This window comes from Mesorhizobium sp. M0848 (genome assembly GCF_040319805.1).
Lineage (GTDB): Bacteria > Pseudomonadota > Alphaproteobacteria > Rhizobiales > Rhizobiaceae > Mesorhizobium.
In genome coordinates this window covers 162018-182265 of sequence record NZ_JAMYOM010000009.1, presented here as the reverse complement: position 1 = coordinate 182265, position 20248 = coordinate 162018, and the positions used below count along the sequence as shown (strand labels likewise).

Annotated in this window: 19 protein-coding genes; 12 read left to right on the top strand and 7 right to left on the bottom strand. The window is 63.9% G+C overall.

Features of this window, described 5'->3' with window-relative positions; all coding sequences use genetic code 11:
* Positions 1 to 44 precede the first annotated feature (44 nt).
* From NKH95_RS13035 to NKH95_RS13020, 4 genes are all read left to right on the top strand, one after another.
* Entirely contained in the window at positions 45 to 542 is a 498-nt protein-coding gene (locus tag NKH95_RS13035; protein ID WP_128304309.1) for a prolyl-tRNA synthetase associated domain-containing protein, read from the top strand.
* An 84-nt stretch (positions 543 to 626) separates the two neighbouring features.
* Positions 627 to 1628 (top strand): thioredoxin, encoded by a 1002-nt coding sequence (trxA, locus tag NKH95_RS13030; protein WP_023810887.1) that lies wholly within the window; start codon positions 627 to 629, stop codon positions 1626 to 1628.
* A 103-nt stretch (positions 1629 to 1731) separates the two neighbouring features.
* A complete protein-coding gene (locus NKH95_RS13025; protein WP_023810888.1) occupies positions 1732 to 2403 on the top strand; it encodes an LON peptidase substrate-binding domain-containing protein in 672 nt (223 codons plus the stop codon).
* Positions 2404 to 2600: 197 nt separating this feature from the next.
* Positions 2601 to 2843, top strand: a complete 243-nt coding sequence (locus NKH95_RS13020) for a Trm112 family protein (RefSeq protein WP_127261272.1) — start codon at positions 2601 to 2603, stop codon at positions 2841 to 2843.
* Between the two features lie 225 nt (positions 2844 to 3068).
* On the opposite strand, the gene NKH95_RS13015 is transcribed toward NKH95_RS13020, so the two are convergent.
* The 3 genes from NKH95_RS13015 to NKH95_RS13005 are packed head-to-tail and all read right to left on the bottom strand — an operon-like array spanning position 3069 to position 8867.
* Complete coding sequence (locus NKH95_RS13015) at positions 3069 to 6416, bottom strand: error-prone DNA polymerase (RefSeq protein WP_352891699.1); 3348 nt, start codon at positions 6414 to 6416, stop codon at positions 3069 to 3071.
* Positions 6413 to 7888, bottom strand: coding sequence for a DUF6504 family protein (locus NKH95_RS13010; RefSeq protein WP_352799189.1), 1476 nt, complete (start codon positions 7886 to 7888; stop codon positions 6413 to 6415). Before NKH95_RS13010 ends, NKH95_RS13015 begins: the two co-directional genes overlap by 4 nt.
* A complete protein-coding gene (locus NKH95_RS13005; RefSeq protein ID WP_352891698.1) occupies positions 7830 to 8867 on the bottom strand; it encodes an ImuA family protein in 1038 nt (345 codons plus the stop codon). The genes NKH95_RS13010 and NKH95_RS13005 overlap by 59 nt, the downstream gene beginning before the upstream one ends.
* 183 nt (positions 8868 to 9050) lie before the next feature.
* Here NKH95_RS13005 and NKH95_RS13000 point away from each other — a divergent pair, with 183 nt between their 5' ends.
* The gene (locus tag NKH95_RS13000; RefSeq protein ID WP_023763026.1) at positions 9051 to 9473 is read left to right on the top strand and encodes a metallopeptidase family protein; all 423 of its coding nucleotides are present in this window, start codon (positions 9051 to 9053) and stop codon (positions 9471 to 9473) included.
* 31 nt (positions 9474 to 9504) lie between these two features.
* Here NKH95_RS13000 and NKH95_RS12995 read toward each other — a convergent pair whose 3' ends face one another.
* Entirely contained in the window at positions 9505 to 10191 is a 687-nt protein-coding gene (locus NKH95_RS12995) for a TetR/AcrR family transcriptional regulator (RefSeq protein WP_352799188.1), read from the bottom strand.
* Between the two features lie 175 nt (positions 10192 to 10366).
* On the opposite strand from NKH95_RS12995, the gene NKH95_RS12990 reads away from it, so the two are divergent.
* The gene (locus NKH95_RS12990) at positions 10367 to 11053 is read left to right on the top strand and encodes a hypothetical protein (protein ID WP_352612530.1); all 687 of its coding nucleotides are present in this window, start codon (positions 10367 to 10369) and stop codon (positions 11051 to 11053) included.
* On the opposite strand, the gene NKH95_RS12985 is transcribed toward NKH95_RS12990, so the two are convergent.
* Together NKH95_RS12985 and NKH95_RS12980 are read right to left on the bottom strand one after the other, a co-directional pair.
* A complete protein-coding gene (locus NKH95_RS12985) occupies positions 11040 to 11246 on the bottom strand; it encodes a DUF1737 domain-containing protein (RefSeq protein WP_013528780.1) in 207 nt (68 codons plus the stop codon). The genes NKH95_RS12990 and NKH95_RS12985 overlap by 14 nt on opposite strands.
* A 51-nt stretch (positions 11247 to 11297) precedes the next feature.
* The gene (locus tag NKH95_RS12980; RefSeq protein ID WP_352442389.1) at positions 11298 to 12188 is read right to left on the bottom strand and encodes an HpcH/HpaI aldolase/citrate lyase family protein; all 891 of its coding nucleotides are present in this window, start codon (positions 12186 to 12188) and stop codon (positions 11298 to 11300) included.
* Between the two features lie 526 nt (positions 12189 to 12714).
* Here NKH95_RS12980 and NKH95_RS12975 point away from each other — a divergent pair.
* The 4 genes from NKH95_RS12975 to NKH95_RS12960 are packed head-to-tail and all read left to right on the top strand — an operon-like array spanning position 12715 to position 17737.
* Positions 12715 to 14253 carry a DUF4153 domain-containing protein gene (locus NKH95_RS12975; protein ID WP_352632266.1) on the top strand — a complete coding sequence of 513 codons (1539 nt, stop codon included), beginning with the start codon at positions 12715 to 12717 and terminating at the stop codon, positions 14251 to 14253.
* A gap of 3 nt (positions 14254 to 14256) precedes the next feature.
* A complete protein-coding gene (locus tag NKH95_RS12970) occupies positions 14257 to 14949 on the top strand; it encodes a response regulator transcription factor (RefSeq protein ID WP_128304302.1) in 693 nt (230 codons plus the stop codon).
* Complete coding sequence (locus NKH95_RS12965; protein ID WP_352632263.1) at positions 14940 to 16541, top strand: ATP-binding protein; 1602 nt, start codon at positions 14940 to 14942, stop codon at positions 16539 to 16541. The genes NKH95_RS12970 and NKH95_RS12965 overlap by 10 nt, the downstream gene beginning before the upstream one ends.
* 29 nt (positions 16542 to 16570) lie before the next feature.
* Complete coding sequence (locus NKH95_RS12960; protein ID WP_352612523.1) at positions 16571 to 17737, top strand: NAD(P)/FAD-dependent oxidoreductase; 1167 nt, start codon at positions 16571 to 16573, stop codon at positions 17735 to 17737.
* Positions 17738 to 17960: 223 nt separating this feature from the next.
* On the opposite strand, the gene NKH95_RS12955 is transcribed toward NKH95_RS12960, so the two are convergent.
* Complete coding sequence (locus NKH95_RS12955) at positions 17961 to 18386, bottom strand: GNAT family N-acetyltransferase (protein ID WP_352868508.1); 426 nt, start codon at positions 18384 to 18386, stop codon at positions 17961 to 17963.
* A gap of 127 nt (positions 18387 to 18513) precedes the next feature.
* On the opposite strand from NKH95_RS12955, the gene leuD reads away from it, so the two are divergent.
* The gene (gene leuD, locus NKH95_RS12950) at positions 18514 to 19119 is read left to right on the top strand and encodes a 3-isopropylmalate dehydratase small subunit (protein ID WP_127329306.1); all 606 of its coding nucleotides are present in this window, start codon (positions 18514 to 18516) and stop codon (positions 19117 to 19119) included.
* 84 nt (positions 19120 to 19203) lie between these two features.
* Positions 19204 to 20133, top strand: a complete 930-nt coding sequence (locus NKH95_RS12945) for an Ivy family c-type lysozyme inhibitor (RefSeq protein ID WP_352612521.1) — start codon at positions 19204 to 19206, stop codon at positions 20131 to 20133.
* Positions 20134 to 20248: the final 115 nt, after the last annotated feature.

The following is a 20248-nucleotide window of genomic DNA, read 5'->3' as shown; positions in this document are numbered from 1 at the left end:
CCCATTGGCCGTAAACGGCTGGCTTGAGAAACGGAACGAAACCGATGCCGAAGACCGAAGCCGATTTGATGGCCTTTCTCGCTGAACTCGGGATTGCCGCCTCGACGAAGCGCCATCCGCCGCTCTACACGGTCGCGGATTCGCAGGCGTTGCGCGGCGAAATCGCCGGCTCGCACACGAAGAACCTGTTCCTGAAGGACAAGAAGGATAATTTCTTCCTGGTCACCGTCGGCGAGGACGCGGTCGTCGACCTGAAGCAGATCCACCAGGTGATCGGCGCCGCCAGCCGGGTCTCCTTCGGCAAGCCGGAGATGCTGATGGAGCTGCTCGGCGTCACACCGGGCGCCGTGACGGTCTTTGGCGTCATCAACGACACGGCAAACAGGGTCAAGCTCGTGCTCGACAAGGATTTGATGGAGCATGCGGTGATCAATGGGCATCCGCTGACCAATGAGGCGACGACATCGATCGCGGCGCGGGACCTGATCAGATTCGTCGAGGCAACCGGGCACGATGCTGCTATCTTGAAAGTCTCCGTGTGATCGCCACATGGATGGCTTGAGTCAGATGGTCTGAAGCATAGGGCGCCTGGCCGCCGGCCGGCGGCGCCACGGAAGGGTAAAGAGATGAGCGACAACAATCCGTTCGGCGGCTCCTTTGGCGGTAATGGCGGCCAGTACACCACCTCGGTGCAGTATGGTGGAGCGGCGCCGGCGCCGGCGAAAGTCGCGCTTGGCGATGCGCCCGCCGCTCCCGCCGATGTGATCAAGGACACGACGACGGCTGCCTTTGCCGCCGATGTCATCCAGGAATCGCGCCGCCAGCCGGTGCTGGTCGATTTCTGGGCGCCCTGGTGCGGGCCTTGCAAGCAGCTGACGCCGCAGTTGGAGAAGGCGGTCAAGGCCGCCGGCGGCAGGGTCAAGCTGGTCAAGATGAACATCGACGACCATCCCTCGATCGCCGGCCAGCTCGGCATCCAGTCTATCCCGGCGGTCATCGCCTTCAAGGACGGCCAGCCGGTCGATGGCTTCATGGGCGCCATCCCGGAGAGCCAGATCAACGAATTCATCACCAAGGTCGGCGGCAAGGGCAACGGCGCGCCGCCGGTGGCGGAAGCCTTGGCAGCGGCGACCGAAGCGCGCGAGGCCGGCGACATGCAGACCGCGGCCGACATTTATGACGCCGTCCTGGCGCAGGCGCCGGAGACGATCGAGGCGATCGCCGGACTGGGCGAACTGTTGTTCGACGCCGGCGACACGGAAGGCGCCGAGGCGCTTTTGGCAACAGCCCCGGAGGCCAAGAAGGATGCGCCGCCGCTGGCAGCCCTGCGCGCCAGGATGGCGGTTGCAGCGCAAGCGGCGGCTCTCGGCAATCCAGCCGAGTTCGAGCGCCGGCTGGCGGAAAATCCTGGGGATCACCAGGCGCGCTTCGATCTGGCCATGATCCAGAACGCCAACGGCGACCGCACTGCGGCCGCAGACAATCTGCTGGCCATCATCAAGGCCGACCGAAGCTGGAACGAGGATGGCGCCAGGACGCAATTGCTGCAGCTGTTCGAGGCATGGGGCATGACCGACGAGGCAACGCTTGCCGCGCGCCGCAAATTGTCGGCATTGCTGTTTTCCTGAGCCGTTTGCCGGTTGTTTTGCCGCACGGGCTTGGCGTCGGCCATGACTGCGCCAAATTAGAACTGCCATGACGCGCTTCTGGTGAAGCGATCGGAGGAATATGGTGCAAGCGGGAAACGCGCATTACCGGCTCGCCAAGGATTTGCCGTCGACGATCCCGATCTTTCCGCTCGAGGGTGCGCTTTTGCTGCCGGGAGGCCGCATGCCGCTCAACATCTTCGAGCCGCGCTATCTGCAGATGGTGGACGAGGCGATCGCCGGCTCGCGGCTCATCGGCGTCATCCAGCCCAGTCTCGACGGCGCCTTGCGCGGCGATGGCGAGCCGGAGCTCTGCAATGTCGGTTGCGCCGGGCGCATCATCGCCTTTTCCGAGAGTGGCGACGGCCGCTACCTGATTTCGCTGCAGGGCGTGTGCCGGTTCCGCATCGCCCACGAATTGACGGTCAAGACGCCGTTTCGCCAGTGCAAGCCCGCGCCTTTCCTTGCCGATCTCGACGAGGATCAGGCGGACAACGAGATCGACCGGCCATCGCTGCTCAAGGCGTTTCGCGCCTATCTGCAGGCCAACGATTTGGAGGCCGACTGGGAAAGCGTCAGCCGCGCCGAAAATGCCATGCTGGTCAATGCGCTGTCGATGATGGCGCCCTACGGGCCGGCCGAGAAACAGGCGCTGCTCGAAGCAGCCGACCTGAAGACCCGGGCGGAGACGCTGATCGCCATCACCGAAATGGCGCTGGCGCGCGAGAATGAGGACTTTGGCTCGAGTTTGCAGTAAGATGTGTCGATATTCAGGTGAGACCGGCCTGCAAGTGGCGGCTTCCTGCGCTTCCCCGTTCTACCGCGTTGCGGTAGAACTGAGCTCACGTACGAAAAGTACGCTCCGCTCCGGTTCTCGGTATCAGCCATTTTCGACTCGGCCTGACCTGAATCTCGGCACATCTTAGGCCCGCAACTGGCTGGGAAGAGAATCTTATGGCGGCGGACGGACGTGACGAGAGGAAGGTCGATCCCAAGCTGCTGGAGCTGCTGGCCTGCCCGCTGACCAAGGGGCCGCTGGCCTGGGATCCAGAGCGCGGCGAACTGATTTCCAGGGTCGCCAAGATTGCCTATCCGGTGCGTGACGGCATCCCGATCATGCTGCCCTCCGAGGCGCGGACGCTTTCGGTGGAGGACGTGCTCGCCCCGCCGCCGCCACGCTTGGGTGGGCCGGGCTGAGTTCTTGCACCACAGGCTGGTGAGGTGGGCGGGACAGCACCCCCCTCTGGCCTACCGGCCATCTCCCCCGCAAGGGGGGAGATTGGATGTAGTCTCGGCTTTCGCTAATCTCCACGGTTGCTGGAATGTGCGAAAGCGCCAAAGCTGCCAATCTCCCTCCTTGCGGGGGAGATGTCCGGCAGGACAGAGGGGGGTGCTGTCCCGCTGCCATCGAAGTTTTTGACACTACTGAAAATTCCGCCCCTTGGGCATGACCCTTTCCGCTTCTTCGGACAGCGTTGCGAGATCCTGCCGGATCGGTGCGCTTTGTTTGGCGGGGCTGGAGTGATCCGAACGCTCCTTGGCGAGGTCTCTCGGAGGAACCGCTGGTTCGGCCCCGCTGACCTTCTCCAGAAGTACGGTCAGCCAGGGCGTCAGATCCTCGATCCTCTCGGCGACGATGTGGACCACGCCCGATTCCGACTGCAATTTTCCGGTGACCTTGACGAACCGGGCGCCCATGACGATGGGTCGGTAACGGTCGAAGGTTCTTTGCCAGAAGATGACGTTGGCAACCGCCTTGTCGTCCTCCAGCGTCAGGAAGATCGCATTGCCCTTGCCGGGGCGCTGCCGCACCAGCACGAGGCCGGCGACGGAGACGCGCCTGCCGTCGCGCACGGAAGGCAGGTTCGCATTGGGGATGACGCCGGCGCGGTCGAGCCGCTCGCGCAGGAAGGCGACCGGATGCGCCTTCAGCGACAGGCCGAGCGCGCGGTAATCATGGATGACATGCTCGCCGAGCGGCATTTTCGGCAGCTTCGTCTCAGGCTCCAGCTCGCGCAGGCGAAGCGCCGGCTGGTCGAACAGCGGCAGCCTTTCGGCGGCGCTCTTGCCGTCGAGCGCGCGCACCGCCCACAAGGCTTCGCGACGATCAAGGCCGAGCGAGCGGAAGGCATCGGCCTGCGCCAGTTTTTCGATCTCGCCGACATCGAGACTGGAGCGCAGCCAGACATCCCTGACGGATACATAGCCTGAGCTGCGCTGTTCGACGAAAGCCTCCATGCGCTCCTTCGACAGGCCCTTGATCTGCCTGAAGCCGAGCCGGACGGCATGCTTCGTCTCGATGACGCCGCGCATTTCGGCATGGCGTGGGATGATGCGGGCCGGATCGAACGGCGCCTTTTCCAGCGCACAATCCCACACCGAAAAATTGACGTCGACGTCACGAATGTCGACACCATGGTCGCTTGCGTCGCGCACCAGCTGGGCCGGCTGGTAAAACCCCATCGGCTGTGAATTCAGGATCGCGGCGCAGAACACGTCGGGATAGAAGGTCTTGAACCAGCAGGAGGCATAGACGAGCAGGGCGAAGGAAGCGGCATGGCTTTCGGGAAAGCCGTATTCGCCAAAACCCTCGATCTGCTTGAAGCAGCGCTCGGCGAAGTCCTTCGTGTAACCTTTGTCGACCATGCCTTTGATCATGCGGAGACGATAATTGCCGATGGTGCCGGTGCGCTTGAAGGTGGCCATGGCACGGCGCAGTTCATCGGCCTCGCCCGGCTTGAAGCCGCCGGCAACAATGGCGATCTTCATCGCCTGCTCCTGGAACAGCGGCACACCAAGCGTCTTGCTGAGGATCGCCTCCAGCTCCGGCTTTTGATACTCGGGTTTTTCCTTGCCTTGCCGGCGGCGCAGATAGGGATGGACCATATCGCCCTGGATCGGGCCCGGCCGCACGATCGCCACCTCGATGACGAGATCGTAAAAATTGTCTGGCTGGAGACGCGGCAGCATCGACATCTGGGCGCGCGATTCGATCTGGAAGACGCCGAGCGTATCGGCGCGGCAGATCATCTTGTAGACCTGCTTATCTTCCGGCGGCAGGGTGGCCAGCACATAGGGCTGCCCATAGTCATCCCGCGCATTAGGATAGTGATCCGTGAGCAAGGTGAAGGCGCGTTGCAGGCAGGTCAGCATGCCGAGCGCCAGGATGTCGACCTTGAGGATCTTCACCGCGTCGAGATCGTCCTTGTCCCATTCGACCATCTTGCGCTCGTCCATCGCCGTCTTGACGATGGGCACGATCTCATCGAGCCGGTCCCTGGTGATGACGAAGCCGCCGACATGCTGCGACAAATGGCGGGGAAACCCCATGATCTCGTTGGCGCGTTCCATCACATGCCGAGACACCGGATCGGTGCGGTCGAGGCCGCCGGCGCGGGCTTCCTTCTCGCCGAGCTCCGAGGTCGACCAGCCCCAGATCGAGCCGGAAAGGGACGTCCTGATATCCTCGGACAGACCCATTGCCTTCGACACTTCGCGCAGCGCCGACCGGCCGCGATAGCTGATGACGGCGGCGGCAAGTGCCGTGCGCTTGCCGCTGTATTTCTCATAGATGTATTGCATCACCTCTTCGCGTCGCTCATGCTCGAAGTCGACGTCGATATCCGGCGGCTCGTTCCTCTCCTCGGAAATGAAGCGCTCGAAGAGCGTATCGATCTTGTCGGGTCCGACTTCGGTGATGCCGATGCAGAAGCAGATGACCGAATTGGCGGCCGAACCACGTCCTTGGCAGAGAATGCCCTGGCCACGGGCGAATTTGATGATGTCGTAGACGGTCAGGAAATAGCGAGCGTAGTTGAGGCGCTCGATGAGAGTGAGCTCTTCCTGGATGCGCTTGATCACCGAATCCGGCACACCCGCCGGATAGCGGTTGGCCGCTCCCTCCCGAGCCAGCCGCTCCAGTTCAGCCTGTGGGCCAAGACCCGATTCCGTCGGCTCATCGGGGTAATTGTACTGGAGGTCGCTGAGCGAAAAAGTCAGCTCTTGCGCAAACCGCAAGGTCTCGGCCAATGCTTGCGGATGCCTGCGGAACAGGCGCGCCATCTCCATTGGCAGCTTCAGATGGCGCTCGGCATTGGCGCTGAGTTGCAGCCCGACCTCGGCGACGGGCGTGTTGAGGCGGATCGCGGTCAGCACGTCCTGCAGCGGGCGCCGTTCGGCCGTGTGGTAGAGAACGTCGTTGGTCGCCATCAGCGGAATACCGACGCTCTCGGCAAGCGCCGCGGCCTGCTCGATGCGGAAACGGTCATTGCCGGCGTAGTCGGGCGAAACGGCCAGACGGAGATTTCTGCCGAAACGATCCTTGAGCAGCCGAAGCAAGGCGAGACCGTCCTGCGCGCCCGCCGACAGACCGGGCAGGACCGCCAGCGACATCAGGTCACCCCATTCGAGAAGGTCGCCGCGCTGCAGAAGGGTGGCGCCTTTTTCGTTCTCGTCGCGCAGATTGGCTTGGGTGAGCATGCGGCAGAGATGTCCCCAGCCCTTGCGGTCCTGGGGATAGGCGAGGATGTCCGGCGTGCCGTCGCCGAAAACCAGCCGGCAGCCGGGGTGATAGGAGAGTTTTTCGACCTTGGCCTGCTGCCAGGCGCGAACCACGCCGGCCACCGTGTTGCGGTCGGCAAGCCCGATCGCCGAGAAGCCCAGGAGCTTGGCCGCGACCACCAGCTCCTCCGGCTTGGAGGCGCCGCGCAGGAAGGAGAAATTCGACTGGATGCCGAACTCGGCATAGGGGATGACGGTCAGCGCGTTCATGCGAAGACACCATGCATGAACCAGCGCGGCGGGACCTGCGTGTTGCCGTAAAGACCTTGCCGGTAAAGCCAATAGCGGCGACCATCGGCGTCCTCGATACGGAAGTAGTCGCGGGTTGACGTGATCGGGTCGCTCGCTGCCTCGCGCCACCATTCGGCGGCGATGCGTTCCGGCCCTTCGGCACGCGTGACCCGGTAGAGCGCGCGGCGCCAGCGGAAGTTCAGCGGTGGTCCTTCCGGCATTTCAGTGGCCGGCACATCGATGGGTTCGGGCGAGCGGAACAGCCGGATCGGCCGTTCCGGCGGAAAGATGGTTTGTGGTGCCTGCAGCCTGCCGGGCTTTTTCGGCGGCGTGGTCCGGCGTGGCGCTTCGGTGAAGGGGATCGTGGCGACGGCGCGCTCCGGCAGATGGCTTTCGACCGCGACCGGCCGGAGAACCGCGCCCTCGCCGAGCCGGGCGCGGATGCGGTCGGCGAACAGCGCGATGTCGGCACCGTCGTCGGCCGTTTCGCCAGTCAGATCGGCCTGCTGCATGTCGAAGGTGGCTGCCGCCAGCACCGAAAGCCGCACCAAGTCGAAGCCATAACCGGCATCGATATCCTGTTCGAGCGCGGCCAGCCGCTCATGGAACAGTTTCTGGATCAGCATGGGTTCGCGCATCGGCCGCGAGGTGCCGAGCGCGATGCGGCTGACGGCGCCGTCGACCCGAAAGAGCAGCAGCGCCAGTGTCCTGGCACCCTCGCCGCGGCGCTCGAGATCGATTTTCAAGGTCGCCGCCAGCATGCCCACCAGCCGTTCGATGTCCTCGGTCAGGGTGATGGGTTCGGCGAGGTGGCGTTCGACCGAAAGCGGCGCGACGGGAAGGCGCGGCGAGACTGCCTCGTCGAGGCGGCCAAGCGCCTGATCGAGGCGCAGGAGCAGCAAGGCGCCAAAGCGGCGGGCGAGCGGCGCGCGCGGTGCCGCCATGACGGCGCCCGCCGTGCGCAGGCCGACGCTTTCCAGGCTGGTGCGGGTCGCCGGTTCGATGCGCAATGCGGCCAGCGGCAGGGGTGCCAGCAGCGCTTCCTCCTCGCCTGACACAACGATGCGGTCGCCGCAAAACCGTGCCGCCGCCCAGGCCGCGCCCGGCGTCGCGGCAAGCCCGGCACGGACATCGAAACCCTGATGGAAGAAGCGCGACAGGATGTCGTCCAGCATGGCACGTTCGCCGCCGAACAGATGGGTGCAGCCGGTGACGTCGAGAAACAGGCCGTCCGCGCCATCCAGCGCCACCAGCGGGGTGTAGCGGTCGCACCAGTCGGCAAGGCCTTCGAGCAGGCGGCGGTCGGCTTCCGGATCGGCCTCGACGATGTCGATCGACGGATGCATGGCGCGCGCATCGGCGATGCCCATGTCGCGCTTCAGGTGCAGCGCCTCAGCCCGCTCGTCGAGGGCCGAGATGCGCTGTGCGTTGCGGTCGCGATGGCTGATCACGAGCGGCGGGTGAGATGGGTGATCCGACGGCCGGGAACGCCAGGACCGCCCCAGACGCTGGCGCAGGACCCTTTCCGCCGCCAGATAGGGAAACCACAGGGACAGGATTCTTTGGCCGGTTTCTTCCCCCACCTGCTCCTTCGTCGCCCGCTCTTTCGTCGAATGCGCATTCATCGGGGTTCCACTCCAGTGTGAATTGTCCAGGCAGGGCCGTGCGGCTCTTGCCGATGGTGAGGGTGAAGGCCGGGCGGCCGATCGAGCCGGCCAGCGGCCCGGCGATGGTGTCGCGCGGCACCGCCGGTGCCGACGTGACGATGAGGCGGACGGGTGCCGCCGTCGGTTCGGGCTCGGCCGCCTGCCGCAGCAGGAACACCGGGCGGCCGGCCGCTTGCGCCCTTGCATGCAGCCGGCGTGTCGCGGTCAGGTCAAGCCGCTGCGGATTGCCGCGAATTTCGAGGATGACCGCGGCGAGCGCCGTCATCCGGGCCGCCTCCTCGGCGACCCACAGCGCATCGACAAGTCTCGGTGCCTCGGAAAACAGCAATTGCTCCGGCTCGATGCCGAACGAGGCGTGAAGCCCCCTGGCATAGGGAAAGCCGGCCTCGCGAAAGATCTCCGATGTGCCGATCCACAGCACCGGCAGCCCCGGCGTTTGCTTGAGGATCAGGCTTGTGAGCGACAAAGCGAAGCCGGCGACGGCCCCGGCATCGCGGGTTTGCGTGCCATGGATTTCGCTCAGGGCGGCCTTCGGCAGGCCGCCGCTCAGGGCGGCGTCGAGGCGCTCGACGCCAATAGGCAGGAACGCATCCGGCAACGCCGCGGCAATGCCACGCCGGACGATTGTGAGATCGGTGTTGACGTCGGCATCAAAGGGCGCGGCGGCCGGCGCAGCCAAGCGCTCGGGCAGCGTTCCCTCGATTTTCGCGATCTGGCGGCGCAGGGCAAAAACAGTCTCCCGCGCCACGGCGGTCATCGCCATGACGGTCAGCTTCCACTCACATTGTTCCTGTTATGTTCCCTATAGATTCCAGAGCGCATCTCAAGAGTCAAGCAGACACATGGGGAATTTATTCCTCTCCGCGCGGATGGCGCAGGCGCATCGGCCCGTGTCATTTGCCGATTACGGTGCGAAAGCCTATATGCCGGGATCAAAGGACAAAGCATGGCCCGCATCTACAAGACCCGCACCTGGCACGACGAACTCTCGCCCTCGATGGACGAAATGGAGTTCCTGGCGCTGGAGGCGTACGCCCATCTGCCGGAGGATTTTCGCAAGCTGACAGGCGAGATCGTCATCCAGATCGCCGAGTTCCCGACCGACGAGATCATGGACGATCTGTCGTTGGAGACGCCGTTCGACCTGCTCGGCCTGTTTGAGGGACGCGGCATCGCCGAGCGCTGGAACCCGCAGACCGGCGAAGGCCCGAACCGGATCACGCTCTACCGCCGCGCCATCCTCGACTACTGGTCCGAGAACGAAGAGACGCTGGGCGACATCGTCACCCACGTGCTGATCCACGAGATCGGCCACCATTTCGGCCTGTCGGACGATGATATGGAGAAGATCGAAGAGGCGGCGGAATAGCTGGTTCCTGCGTCGCGTGAAATGTCCATTCCTATCCAGTCGGTCCAGAACCCAGCGGCGGCAAGGGTTTCTGGGATCCCGCTTCAGATAGGTTGGTCATTCGGCTGATGAAAAGATGCAGCGCCTTGCGCACGGCGAGCGATGGCGGCTCGGACGGATGCCACTCCGGAAAATGACCATCAACCACCATTCGTGCCAACCCATAGACAAAGGCACGAGCGGCAAGAACCAGATGATCGAAATCCGCGTTCGCAGCCAGTTGACCCTGGTGTTGCGCTTGGGTCAGCAGGTCGATCATCTTCCGGCGAATGGCCTCATTCTGACCGCGAAGACTGTCCGACGCGTCGAAATCAATCAGGGTTCGGGAACTGATGATCTGGAAATGCGTGGGATTGGCGATCGCCCATTCCAGATAGCCTTGTCCGATTGCTTCGAAGGCCACGATGGGATCCGCGCTGTCGACTGCTGAAAGTGCATTGGCAACGGCCTCTGTCAGCCGGTTCATGGCCTGTTCGGCGACCGCGGTCAGCAGCGCTGTTTTCGACTGAAAATGCCGGAAGGGGGCGCCGGGGGAAACGCCGGCCCGCTTTGCGGCTTCGCGCACGCTTACATTGTCGGGGCCGCCTTCCTCGACAAGTTTAATTGCAGCATCGATCAACGTGTCCCGCAAATGGCCATGGTGGTAGCCGGTGCGGTGAGGCGTCTTGGCGTTTGCCATCTCTTCTCCTTCGTTTTCGTTCCGGAGGCCTGCTTCACGCATCTGTAGCACGATCCGCGATTTATGTAGTCACTGTTTACAATGCAGGCAAGAGCATGTAAGCAGTGATTACAGATGGGATCGGAACAGGCCTGCGGTCTTCGCGGCTCCCGTTTTCCCGGATGAGGAAACGAAGATGCTTGCCAGAACCGCCGAACCCCGCCGTCCGCAATCGCTCATTTCGCTGAGGAGTTCAGCCGAAGAACCTCAGCGCAAAGAGAATTCCACGACCATCCAGTCGAGCGCGGCTGTGCCCAGCGCTACGCTTTATCGGCTTGCCTCCGCGGCCGGCGTCGGAAGCGCGCTTATTCTCCTGGTCAACGCGGCCAAACGCAGCTCGCTCATCGCGACCACCGATCTGACGCAACTTCTCGCACCGGTCGCCGAGATATTGGCGCTTGGTCTTGTCGTCGGCCTGTTTCTTGCGTTTGGCCGGCGCGCGGGCCTGTTCGGCACCATCGCGTTTGTCATCAACTTCGTTGCACTGGCAAGTTTGGTCGGTGTGGAAGTGGTGATCAATCTGGTATTTTCGAAACTTCCGCTGACAACCATCATCGAGCTGCGCGCCGGCCCTCTCGGACTGGCTTTGGTCGTCAGTTCGTTCCTTTTTCTGCTTGGGACACTTGCGTTTGTAATCTCTCTTGTCGTTGCAAGAGGCGTTCCGCGCATTCCACTCGCCCTCTATTTCATTGGCGCGGTGCCTATCGCGCTCCGTGCGTTCGTGCCGGAGTGGGCTCTTGACCTGGGCCTGGTGACGCTTGCGGCAGCCATCGCCTGGCTGGCCGGCTGGCTGTGGATGCGAGCGGAGCCTACCAGTCGCTGAGCTTCGTATCGGGTCCGTATTCCTGGCCGTCTATATCCTTGACCACGGCCTGGCCGCAACGCATCGCTTTGGCTTTCTTGTCGTAGGCATAGGTCGGCGAGCCGAACAGGTGCCAGCCCTTGTTCAGCGCCGCCGTCACCTTGTGGCAGAAGCTGGCATCGTCCGGAGCGGACAGAAAGCGGTAGAGTTTCATTGTTCAATTCCTGTCGTGAGTAGCTATAGCTCGCCCGCATCCATCGAGCATTTATGACCCGATGGCGGCTGCCTTCGCCAGCAGTTTTTCGGCCTGCGCCAAGTGCAGCCGCTCGACCATCCTGCCGTTCAGCGCGATCACGCCCTTGCCGGCATTTTCCGGCAGCGCGAAGGCTTCCTTCACCGAGCGCGCCTCGGCCACCGCTTCCATGGACGGCGCAAAGGCTCGGTTCGCGGCTTCGATCTGGGCCGGGTGGATAAGGCTCTTGCCGTCGAACCCCATGGCTGCGGCTTCCGCGCATTCATGTGTGAAAGCGTCGAGGTCACGAAAATCGTTGGAGACGCCGTCGAGCATGTCGATGCCGCCGGCGCGCGCGGCCAGCACCATCTGCATCAGCCATGGCACGAGGTAGCGTCGATCAGGCGTTGCCAGAATGCCGGTCTCCTTGACCAGATCATTCGTTCCGGCAACGAAACAATTTAGCCGCGAGGCCGGATCACGGCCAAGCTCGGCGATGGCGCCGATGTTGAGCAGCGCCTTGGGCGTCTCGATCATCGCCCATAGTTTCACGCTATCGGGGACAAAATTGTCGTCAAGCACATCGCCGGCCTCGAGCAGGTCGCGCGGCGTGTCGACCTTGGGCAGAAGGATGCCGTCGGGCTCACAGCTTGCGGCAGCCAGCAGGTCGTCGGCGCCCCATTCGCTTGATATCGCATTGATGCGCACGATCATCTCGCAGCGTCTGCCAATATGGCTGGCAACGGGATGGCCGGCGAAAATGCTGGCCAGTTTTTCGCGGGCAGTGATCTTGTCGGCCGGAGCGACGGCGTCTTCCAGGTCGATGATGATTGCGTCGCAGGCAAGCTGCGCGATCTTGGCCAAGGCCTTGTCATTGGAGGCCGGGATGTAGAGCACGGAGCGGCGCGGGCGATAGGTTTCCATGGGTGATCTATGCCGCCTGCGGGCGGTCGAGGCAAGCGCCCGACTTGTACCTGAGGCGAGCCAATCGCGAAAGCTGGTGCTGCCCCTCACCGTCCTGCCGGACATCCCCGTAAACGGGGCGAGAGTAGCTGGCCGGAACGCCGGCGCCTTTCTTGCGACGCTGGAGATTGGCGAAACCGGAGATAAGAGCATCCCTCGCCCCGTTTACGGGGAGAGGATGCCGGCAGGCAGGCGAGGGGCAGCGCCCACGTTAGAAAGATGGCGAATTCAACCTCAATTGCCTGCACGAAAACTGCACATGCCTGCGGAAAACCTCCTCGCATCCGCCCCACCCTTTCCCCGTCGGCCTGACAAACAGGCGGCATGCAAAAGCGAGCAAAACCCTATTGGTTCCTGCCTCACCGGCTGCGCAGCGAAGGCTGGTGGCTGGCCGATCGCCGCGCGCGAACGCCACGGCGATCCTCATTCCCTTTGTCCGCAGAACCCCGCCGGCAATCCGGCCGGACGCCATCAGGAAGGCCAGGTCATGATATCCTTCTTCACCGCCGCGCCAGGCTATTGCACCCGCTTCGGGGTCGCCATCCTGCTGGCAGCACTTGCGGATTCTCTCTTTTATGGCCAACCCGCCGGCATCACGGTTTTCCTGTTTGCCACCCTGATTGCCGCCGCGGTGGTCGCCGTGCATCCCGCAGCCTTCAGCGACGGCAGGGTCTGGCTCAAGCCCGCCGCCCTGCTTGTCGCGCTGCTGCCGCTCGCCGAGAACATCAGTGCCTTGTCGGTCTCGATCGCGCTGGCGGCGCTGACCGTCTTTGCGCTTTCGCTGAGCGGGCGGCTGCGGCACAGCATCGCGCGTATTGCCGGCCAGATCGCGCTGTTCGGGCTGGCGGCGCCGTTCCGCTTCGCCAACGATTTCATCCGCTGGCGCAAGACGGCGCGCCGGTTCGGCCGACGGCGCATCCGGCTGGCGGCGATCGCCGTCTGGGTGATGCCGCTGACGCTGGGTGCGGTCTTCCTGGCGCTGTTCGGCGCCGCCAATCCGGTGATCGACTACTGGCTGTCGCTGATCGACCTCGTGAGGCTGCTCGATCTTATCCAACTGGCGCGGATTGCCTTCTGGCTGTTCGTGCTAGCTGCTGTCTGGGCTTTTCTGCGGCCGCGCCTGCCGCGCCTGGTTCGTCGCATCCCGCACGCGGCGCCGGCCGTCAGCGCTCAAGCCGACAAAACCGTCACCACCATCGAAGACATCCTGTTCGGCAAGGCCGCCATCCTGCGCGCCCTGATCGTCTTCAACGTCCTGTTTGCGCTGCAGACGGCGCTCGACGCCACCTATCTGTGGGGCGGGGCGGCCCTTCCCGACGGGCTGAGCTACGCGGCCTACGCGCATCGTGGCGCCTATCCCTTGATGGTCACTGCGCTGCTTGCCGCCGGCTTCGTGCTGGCAGCGCTGCGGCCAGGCAGCGAGACATCGGCCGATCCGCTCATCCGCCGGCTGGTCTATGCCTGGGTGGCGCAGAACATCATGCTGGTCATTTCGTCGATCCTGCGGCTCGACCTCTATGTCGGCATCTATGCATTGACCTACTGGCGCGTCGCCGCCTTCGTCTGGATGGGGCTGGTCGCATCGGGGCTTGCCCTGATCATCGCCCGCATCGCACTGGGAAAATCCAACGAATGGCTGCTGTCCGCCAATCTTCTGACGTTATCTCTGGCGCTTTATGCCGGCTGTTTCATCAATTTTGCAGCGACGATCGCCAACTACAATGTCGGCCATTCCCTCGAAATGACCGGCCAGGGCATTCCCCTAGACGCCTGGTATCTTCACTCGCTCGGTCCGGGCGCGTTTCCCGCACTCGATCGGTTCCTCGAGCAGCAGGGCAAGACGGCGGCCGCCGGCACTGTCCGCGAACTGGCTGGCGTGCGCGGCAGCGATGAAATCTGGTATCGAACTATCCAGCAGAACTGGCGGGCCTGGAGCTTTCGCGACTGGCGGCTGCTTCGATATCTCGACACCAAGGGGCCGTTCGTGATTCCCTCCGCAATCGAACTTTCCATGCCGGGCCGCTGATCCATGCCGCATCACATCCTCGTCGCCGACGATGACCCGCACATCCGCGAGGTGATCTGCTTTGCGCTGGAAAAGGCCGGCATGAAAACGACAGGGGTGGCCGACGGTGCCGCCGCCCTGCAAGCGATCGGCCGCCGGGCGCCGGATCTTGTCGTGCTCGACATCGGCATGCCGGAGATGGACGGGCTGGAGGTCTGCCGGCGACTGCGGCACACATCCGATGTGCCGGTGCTGTTCCTGTCCGCGCGCGACGAGGAGATCGACCGCATCCTCGGGCTCGAAATGGGCGGCGACGACTATGTAACGAAACCATTCAGCCCGCGCGAGCTGGTCGCCCGCGTCAACGTCATCCTGCGGCGCGCCCGCCCGGCGGCGCCCGAACCGGTCGACGACAGGCAGTTTTCGCATGGCAAACTGGCTCTGGCGCCGGCCAGTCACGCTGCCAGCTTCGATGGCAAGGCGCTTGCCCTGACGGGGATCGAATTCTCGATTTTAAAAGGGTTTCTGACGCGGCCCGCGCATGTGCTCGACCGCGACGCAGTGATGGCCAGCGCCTATGCCGCAAACATCCATGTCGCCGGCCGCACCGTCGACAGCCATATCCGCAACATCCGCGCCAAGCTGGCAGCAGTGGGTTGCCTGGATGTTATCGAGACGGTGCATGGCGTCGGCTTCCGGCTCGGCCGATGCGGCTGACGACTTCCGGCAAATGGATCGGCCGCAAATGGCGGCCACGGCTTGCCACGGTCGTCGTCGCCATCCTGATCATGGTGATGGCCCTGCCATTGGTCGGCTTGTTCTTCTTCCGTCTCTACGAGAACCAGCTGATCCGCCAGACCGAAGCGGAGCTGATCGCGCAAGGGGCGGCCATCGCCGCCATCTATGCGCAGGATGTGCGTGACGCCGGTATTGCGGCGGACAAGCTCGGCGCGCCGATGCCGAGGCCAAGCGGGGATTCAAGCCGAAGCGTCAATCCGGACCCGCTCTACAGGCCAATCGAGCCGCAACTCGATCTTGCCTCGGATTATGTGCTGCCGACCCGGCCGGCGGCGATGCCTGCGATCGTCGATCCCACCTTTGCCGCGATCGGTACCCGTCTGTCCGGTATTCTCGACGCCACGCAGAAAACCACGCTGGCCGGCTTCCGGCTGCTCGATCCCCGGGGCGTCGTCATCGCCGGTCGTGGCGAGGTCGGCCAGTCGCTCGGTGCGGCCGAGGAGGTGCGCACAGCGCTTGCCGGTCACTATGCCAGCGCGCTCAGGCTGCGCATTCCCGACCAGCCGACGCCACCGCTCTATTCGGTCAGCCGCGGCACCAAGGTGCGGGTCTTCGTCGCTTTGCCGGTCGCCGTCGACGGCAAGGTCGCCGGCGTCGTCTATGTGTCGCGGACGCCCAACAACATCATCAAACATCTCTATGGCGAACGCGGCAAGGTGACGTTGGCGGCGATTGCCATTCTCGGCGGCACGCTGCTCATCGGTCTCATCTTCCTGCGCACCGTCAGCCGGCCGATCTATGCGCTGATCGACCGCACCGAGCGCATCGCCGCCGGCGACCGCACGGCGATCCGGCCGCTCGACCATCACGGCACGCGAGAGATGGCGGAGCTGTCCGCAGCCTTTCTCGACATGGCCGAAAAGCTTCAGGCGCGGTCGGACAGCATCCAGACTTTCGCCACCCATGTCTCGCACGAGCTCAAATCGCCGCTGACAGCGATCCAGGGCGCGGCCGAACTGCTGCGCGATTCCGGTGGCGCTATGGACGATACGGAGCGGCGGCGCTTTTCCGACAATATCGTCACCGACGCCGGGCGGCTCAATCTGCTGGTTCGCCGTCTGCTCGACCTAGCGCGTGCCGAAAACCTGGCGCCGAGCGGCGAAAGCACATCGATCGGTGCGGCGCTGGCGCTGCTGCCCGTCGACAACAGGCTGGCGGTTTGCGTCGGAGCCGGCGGCGACATCAGATTGCGCATATCGGCCGAGAACGCGGCTATCGTGCTGGCCAATCTCATCGACAATTCGGCCAGGCACGGCGCGACGGCGGTTTCTGTCTCCGCTACGAGCGCCGACGGCAAGGCGAGCATCCTGGTCAGCGACGACGGCGCCGGCATTTCGCCGAGCAATCGGGCGCGCATTTTCGAGCCGTTCTTCACCACGCGGCGCGAACAGGGCGGCACCGGCATGGGGCTCGGCATCGTGCTGGCCCTCCTGAAAGCGCATGATGGTATGATCGCGCTGGTTGACAGCGAACGCGGCACGCGCTTCGAGATCATTGTGCCGGTGGCGTGACGGACACCATCGGCCGGATCGGAGAAAAAATGCGCTACGACATCGTCATCATCGGTGGAGCCATCGTCGGCTCCTCGGTCGCCTATTACCTGCGTGAGCAAGGGTTTTCCGGCACGATCGCGCTGGTCGAGCGTGATCCGCAATTCGCGCATGCGGCAACGACGCTGTCCATGGCTTCGATCCGCCAGCAATTCTCGATCCCGGAAAACATCCGCCTGTCGCAGTTCACGCTAAAACTGTTCCGGCGGCTGAAGGAAGAGTTCGGGGATGATGCCGATATCGGCTTTCGCGAGGGCGGCTACCTCATCCTTGCCGGCGAGGACGGCTTGCCGATCCTCAAGAGCAATCACGAGGCGCAGATCGCGGAGGGCGCCGACATCGTGCTCGAGGATGCCGACCAGCTTACGCGCCGGTTCCCGTGGCTGTCGACCGAGGGCATTTCAGCCGGCGCCTATGGCCGCACCGGCGAAGGCTGGTTCGACGCGCATGCGATGCTGACGCTGTTCCGAAAGGCGCTGCGGCAGAAGAAAGTCGATTTCATCGCCGCCGATGTCACCAGCATCGCGCGCGATGGCAACCGCGTCACGGGAGTGAGCCTCGGCAATGGCGAGACGCTGAAGGCCGGCATCGTCGTCAACGCCGCCGGCCCGAACGCCGGCAAGGTGGCTGCCATGGCCGGGCTTGAACTCCCGGTCGAGCCGCGCAAGCGCAATGTCTTCGTCTTCGAGGCGCGCGAGAAATATGCCGACATGCCGCTGCTGGTCGATCCCTCCGGCATCTATGTTCGTCCGGAAGGCTCGGTCTACCTCACCGGCGGCGCCGAACCGGAGGAAGGCGACCGCGCACCCGATCCCGGTGACTTCGAGGTAAGCTGGCCGCTGTTCGAAGAGGTAATCTGGCCGGTGCTGGCGACCCGCATTCCCGCCTTCGAGGCAATCAAGCCGACCCGCGCCTGGGCCGGCCACTACGACTACAACACGCTCGACCAGAACGCGGTGATCGGTCCGCATCCCGAAGTCGGCAATTTCATCTTCGCCAACGGATTCTCCGGCCACGGCCTGCAGCAGGCGCCGGCGGTCGGCAAGGCGCTGGCCGAACTGATCGTGCATGGTGGCTACCGCACGGTGGACTGCTCGGCGTTTGGGTATGAGCGGGTGGCGGAGGGAAGGGCGTTCCGGGAATTGAATGTGATTTGAGCGATCAGCGCAGACCGCCGTTCTGTCGAGTTCCCCCCTCTGGCCTGCCGGCCATCTCCCCCGCAAGAAGGGAGATCGGCAGCTTCAGCGCCTTGCTCTTTCCTGCAACGCAGGAATTGGCGAAAGCGGTTGAGCGCTCAATCTCCCCCCTTGCGGGGGAGATGTCCGGCAGGACAGAGGGGGGTGCTGTCCCGCTAGCCGTTGCAAGTCAGGTGACCGCACGTCAGCCCTTGCGGTCGAACCAGAAGGCGTCGGCCATGCGCTTCATGCCGATACGTTCGTAGAAGCCGACGGCGTCGGGCATGGAGATCAGGCTGATGGCGACCGACGATCCAAGCTGCCGGCGCGCCTCGTCCATCAGGCCCTTGCCTATGCCGAGCCCCTGCGCGGATTGGGAAACGGCGAGTTCGGAGATGTAGCAGACCCAGGAGAAGTCGGTGATCGCCCTGATAACGCCGATCAGCGGCTTGCCCTCGACGTCGAGGCGCGCGGTCAGTACCAGGTTGGCGCCCGACAGCATCGCCCGCAGCCGTGCTTCATCATCGACCGGCCGTGTCTCGCCGAGGCCGGATTCGACCAGCACGCGACGGAATTCGGCGATGTCGAGCGCGGCTTCGCTGTTATAGAGGACGTGTGCGTTTTCTGCCATGTCCGCCAGACTGCACCATCGGGCTGGCTTGTGCCACCGTGCACGAACAGTTGCCTTTTATTTGCCGCCGGCTTTGTGTAAACCGTGCCTCAGCAATCCCCCCGCAACGAAAACACGGGCAAAAGCCATGGAAAAGTTCACCAAGCTCACCGGCGTCGCCGCTCCGATGCCGATCGTCAATGTCGACACCGACATGATCATCCCGAAGGATTACCTCAAGACGATCAAGCGCACCGGGCTCGGCACCGGCCTGTTCGCCGAAATGCGCTACAAGGATGACGGCTCGGAAAACCCGGATTTCGTGCTCAACAAGCCGGCCTACCGCAAGGCGCAGATCCTGGTTGCCGGCGACAATTTCGGCTGCGGTTCCAGCCGCGAGCACGCACCGTGGGCGCTGCTCGACTTCGGCATTCGCTGCGTCATCTCGACCTCGTTCGCCGACATTTTCTACAACAACTGCTTCAAGAATGGCATCCTGCCGATCACCGTCAGCCCCGAGGATCTCGAGAAGCTGATGGACGACGCCTCGCGCGGCTCCAATGCCACCGTGTCGGTCGACCTCGAATCCAAGGAAATCCGTGGTCCCGACGGCGGTGTCGTCACCTTCGACCTTGACGATTTCAAGCGGCACTGCCTGCTCAACGGGCTCGACGACATCGGCCTGACCATGGAGAAGGCCGGCGCCATCGCCTCGTTCGAGAAGCGCAACGCCGAACAGCGCCCCTGGGCCTGAGCGGTACACACTCCAGGCGGAGGCCCGGCCGCTTTTCAGGCCTTCGTTGCGCCGGGTTCGTTGCGACTGAGTGGAGGGACAGTCATGACACGTTTGCTTCTTGCCGGCGTTTGCGGGCTGGCCTTGTTGCTGGGGCAAACCGTGAGCGCGTTTGCGCAGACACAGGCACCCGCCAACCAGCCGGCCCCGGCGACGGACCAGCCGTCCGCCGATCAGGGGACGAACGCCGCCGACGCTGCCGATGACGACAAGCAGGCGCCCGTCCCTTTCGAAGGCGGCACGCTGACCATCACCCAGAAGGAACAGTATGGCGAGAAGGTGCTTGCCTATGACGGCCAGCAGCTGGCCACCAACTATGACGTCTTCTTTGACAGGATCGTGGAAGTCGGCGGCGTCAAGGTGGCGCTGTTCGATGTCGGCGACGGCGGCAACCAATGCGGGCCGGCGACGGTGATCGTCTGGAAACCGGAAGGTGGCACGATCCAGAGCACAATGGTCGAGCAGGACCAGTGCGGCGCCCCGCCCTCGGCGGTGTCCGACAATGCCATCTATTTCGTGCCGTATCTGTTGCCGGGGGATGAGAAACCGGCTTTGCAATGGTCGCCGACCGATGGGCTGACGATTTCGGGCAATCTGACCTACATGCCGGAACCCGGCACGGACTGGAAAGACATCGATCCGGAAAAGTACCAGAACATCATCGACGCTTTCCACAATGAGGCTGTCTACAAGGAAGCCGAAAAGCTGCTGGGCAAGGACATGCCCGATATGGCGACCAGCCTGCTGGTCGGCGGCGGCACGGAAAAGACCGCTTCGGGCGCCTTCTACGCCAGCGGCTGCGTGCCGCATGATTGCGGCGGCAATGACGGCTTCATGGCGGTCGACCCGGCCAAGCAAAGGCTCTATTTTGCGCGCCGCGGCGACAATGGCAAGCCGCAGGCGTGGCCTGATGTGGCGACATGGCCGGCCGATGTGAAGGCGGCGTTGGACAAGGCGCTGGGGTCTGCGAACTAGGCATTTCGGCGGTGAACCAAAAACTGTTTCGCCGCGATCCTTCACACCCCCCTCTGCCCTGCCGGGCATCTCCCCCGCAAGGGGGGAGATCGGCAGCTTGGCCGCTCTGCCTATC

Bases quoted from the DNA above. Each gene is read 5' to 3' on its own strand.
- NKH95_RS13035 (WP_128304309.1), top strand. From the start codon at position 45: ATGCCGAAGACCGAAGCCGATTTGATGGCCTTTCTCGCTGAACTCGGG.
- trxA (WP_023810887.1), top strand. From the start codon at position 627: ATGAGCGACAACAATCCGTTCGGCGGCTCCTTTGGCGGTAATGGCGGC.
- NKH95_RS13020 (WP_127261272.1), top strand. From the start codon at position 2,601: ATGGCGGCGGACGGACGTGACGAGAGGAAGGTCGATCCCAAGCTGCTG.
- NKH95_RS13015 (WP_352891699.1), bottom strand. From the start codon at position 6,416: ATGAACGCGCTGACCGTCATCCCCTATGCCGAGTTCGGCATCCAGTCG.
- NKH95_RS13005 (WP_352891698.1), bottom strand. From the start codon at position 8,867: ATGGCGATGACCGCCGTGGCGCGGGAGACTGTTTTTGCCCTGCGCCGC.
- NKH95_RS13000 (WP_023763026.1), top strand. From the start codon at position 9,051: ATGGCCCGCATCTACAAGACCCGCACCTGGCACGACGAACTCTCGCCC.
- NKH95_RS12995 (WP_352799188.1), bottom strand. From the start codon at position 10,191: ATGGCAAACGCCAAGACGCCTCACCGCACCGGCTACCACCATGGCCAT.
- NKH95_RS12990 (WP_352612530.1), top strand. From the start codon at position 10,367: ATGCTTGCCAGAACCGCCGAACCCCGCCGTCCGCAATCGCTCATTTCG.
- NKH95_RS12985 (WP_013528780.1), bottom strand. From the start codon at position 11,246: ATGAAACTCTACCGCTTTCTGTCCGCTCCGGACGATGCCAGCTTCTGC.
- NKH95_RS12980 (WP_352442389.1), bottom strand. From the start codon at position 12,188: ATGGAAACCTATCGCCCGCGCCGCTCCGTGCTCTACATCCCGGCCTCC.
- NKH95_RS12975 (WP_352632266.1), top strand. From the start codon at position 12,715: ATGATATCCTTCTTCACCGCCGCGCCAGGCTATTGCACCCGCTTCGGG.
- NKH95_RS12970 (WP_128304302.1), top strand. From the start codon at position 14,257: ATGCCGCATCACATCCTCGTCGCCGACGATGACCCGCACATCCGCGAG.
- NKH95_RS12965 (WP_352632263.1), top strand. From the start codon at position 14,940: ATGCGGCTGACGACTTCCGGCAAATGGATCGGCCGCAAATGGCGGCCA.
- NKH95_RS12960 (WP_352612523.1), top strand. From the start codon at position 16,571: ATGCGCTACGACATCGTCATCATCGGTGGAGCCATCGTCGGCTCCTCG.
- NKH95_RS12955 (WP_352868508.1), bottom strand. From the start codon at position 18,386: ATGGCAGAAAACGCACACGTCCTCTATAACAGCGAAGCCGCGCTCGAC.
- leuD (WP_127329306.1), top strand. From the start codon at position 18,514: ATGGAAAAGTTCACCAAGCTCACCGGCGTCGCCGCTCCGATGCCGATC.
- NKH95_RS12945 (WP_352612521.1), top strand. From the start codon at position 19,204: ATGACACGTTTGCTTCTTGCCGGCGTTTGCGGGCTGGCCTTGTTGCTG.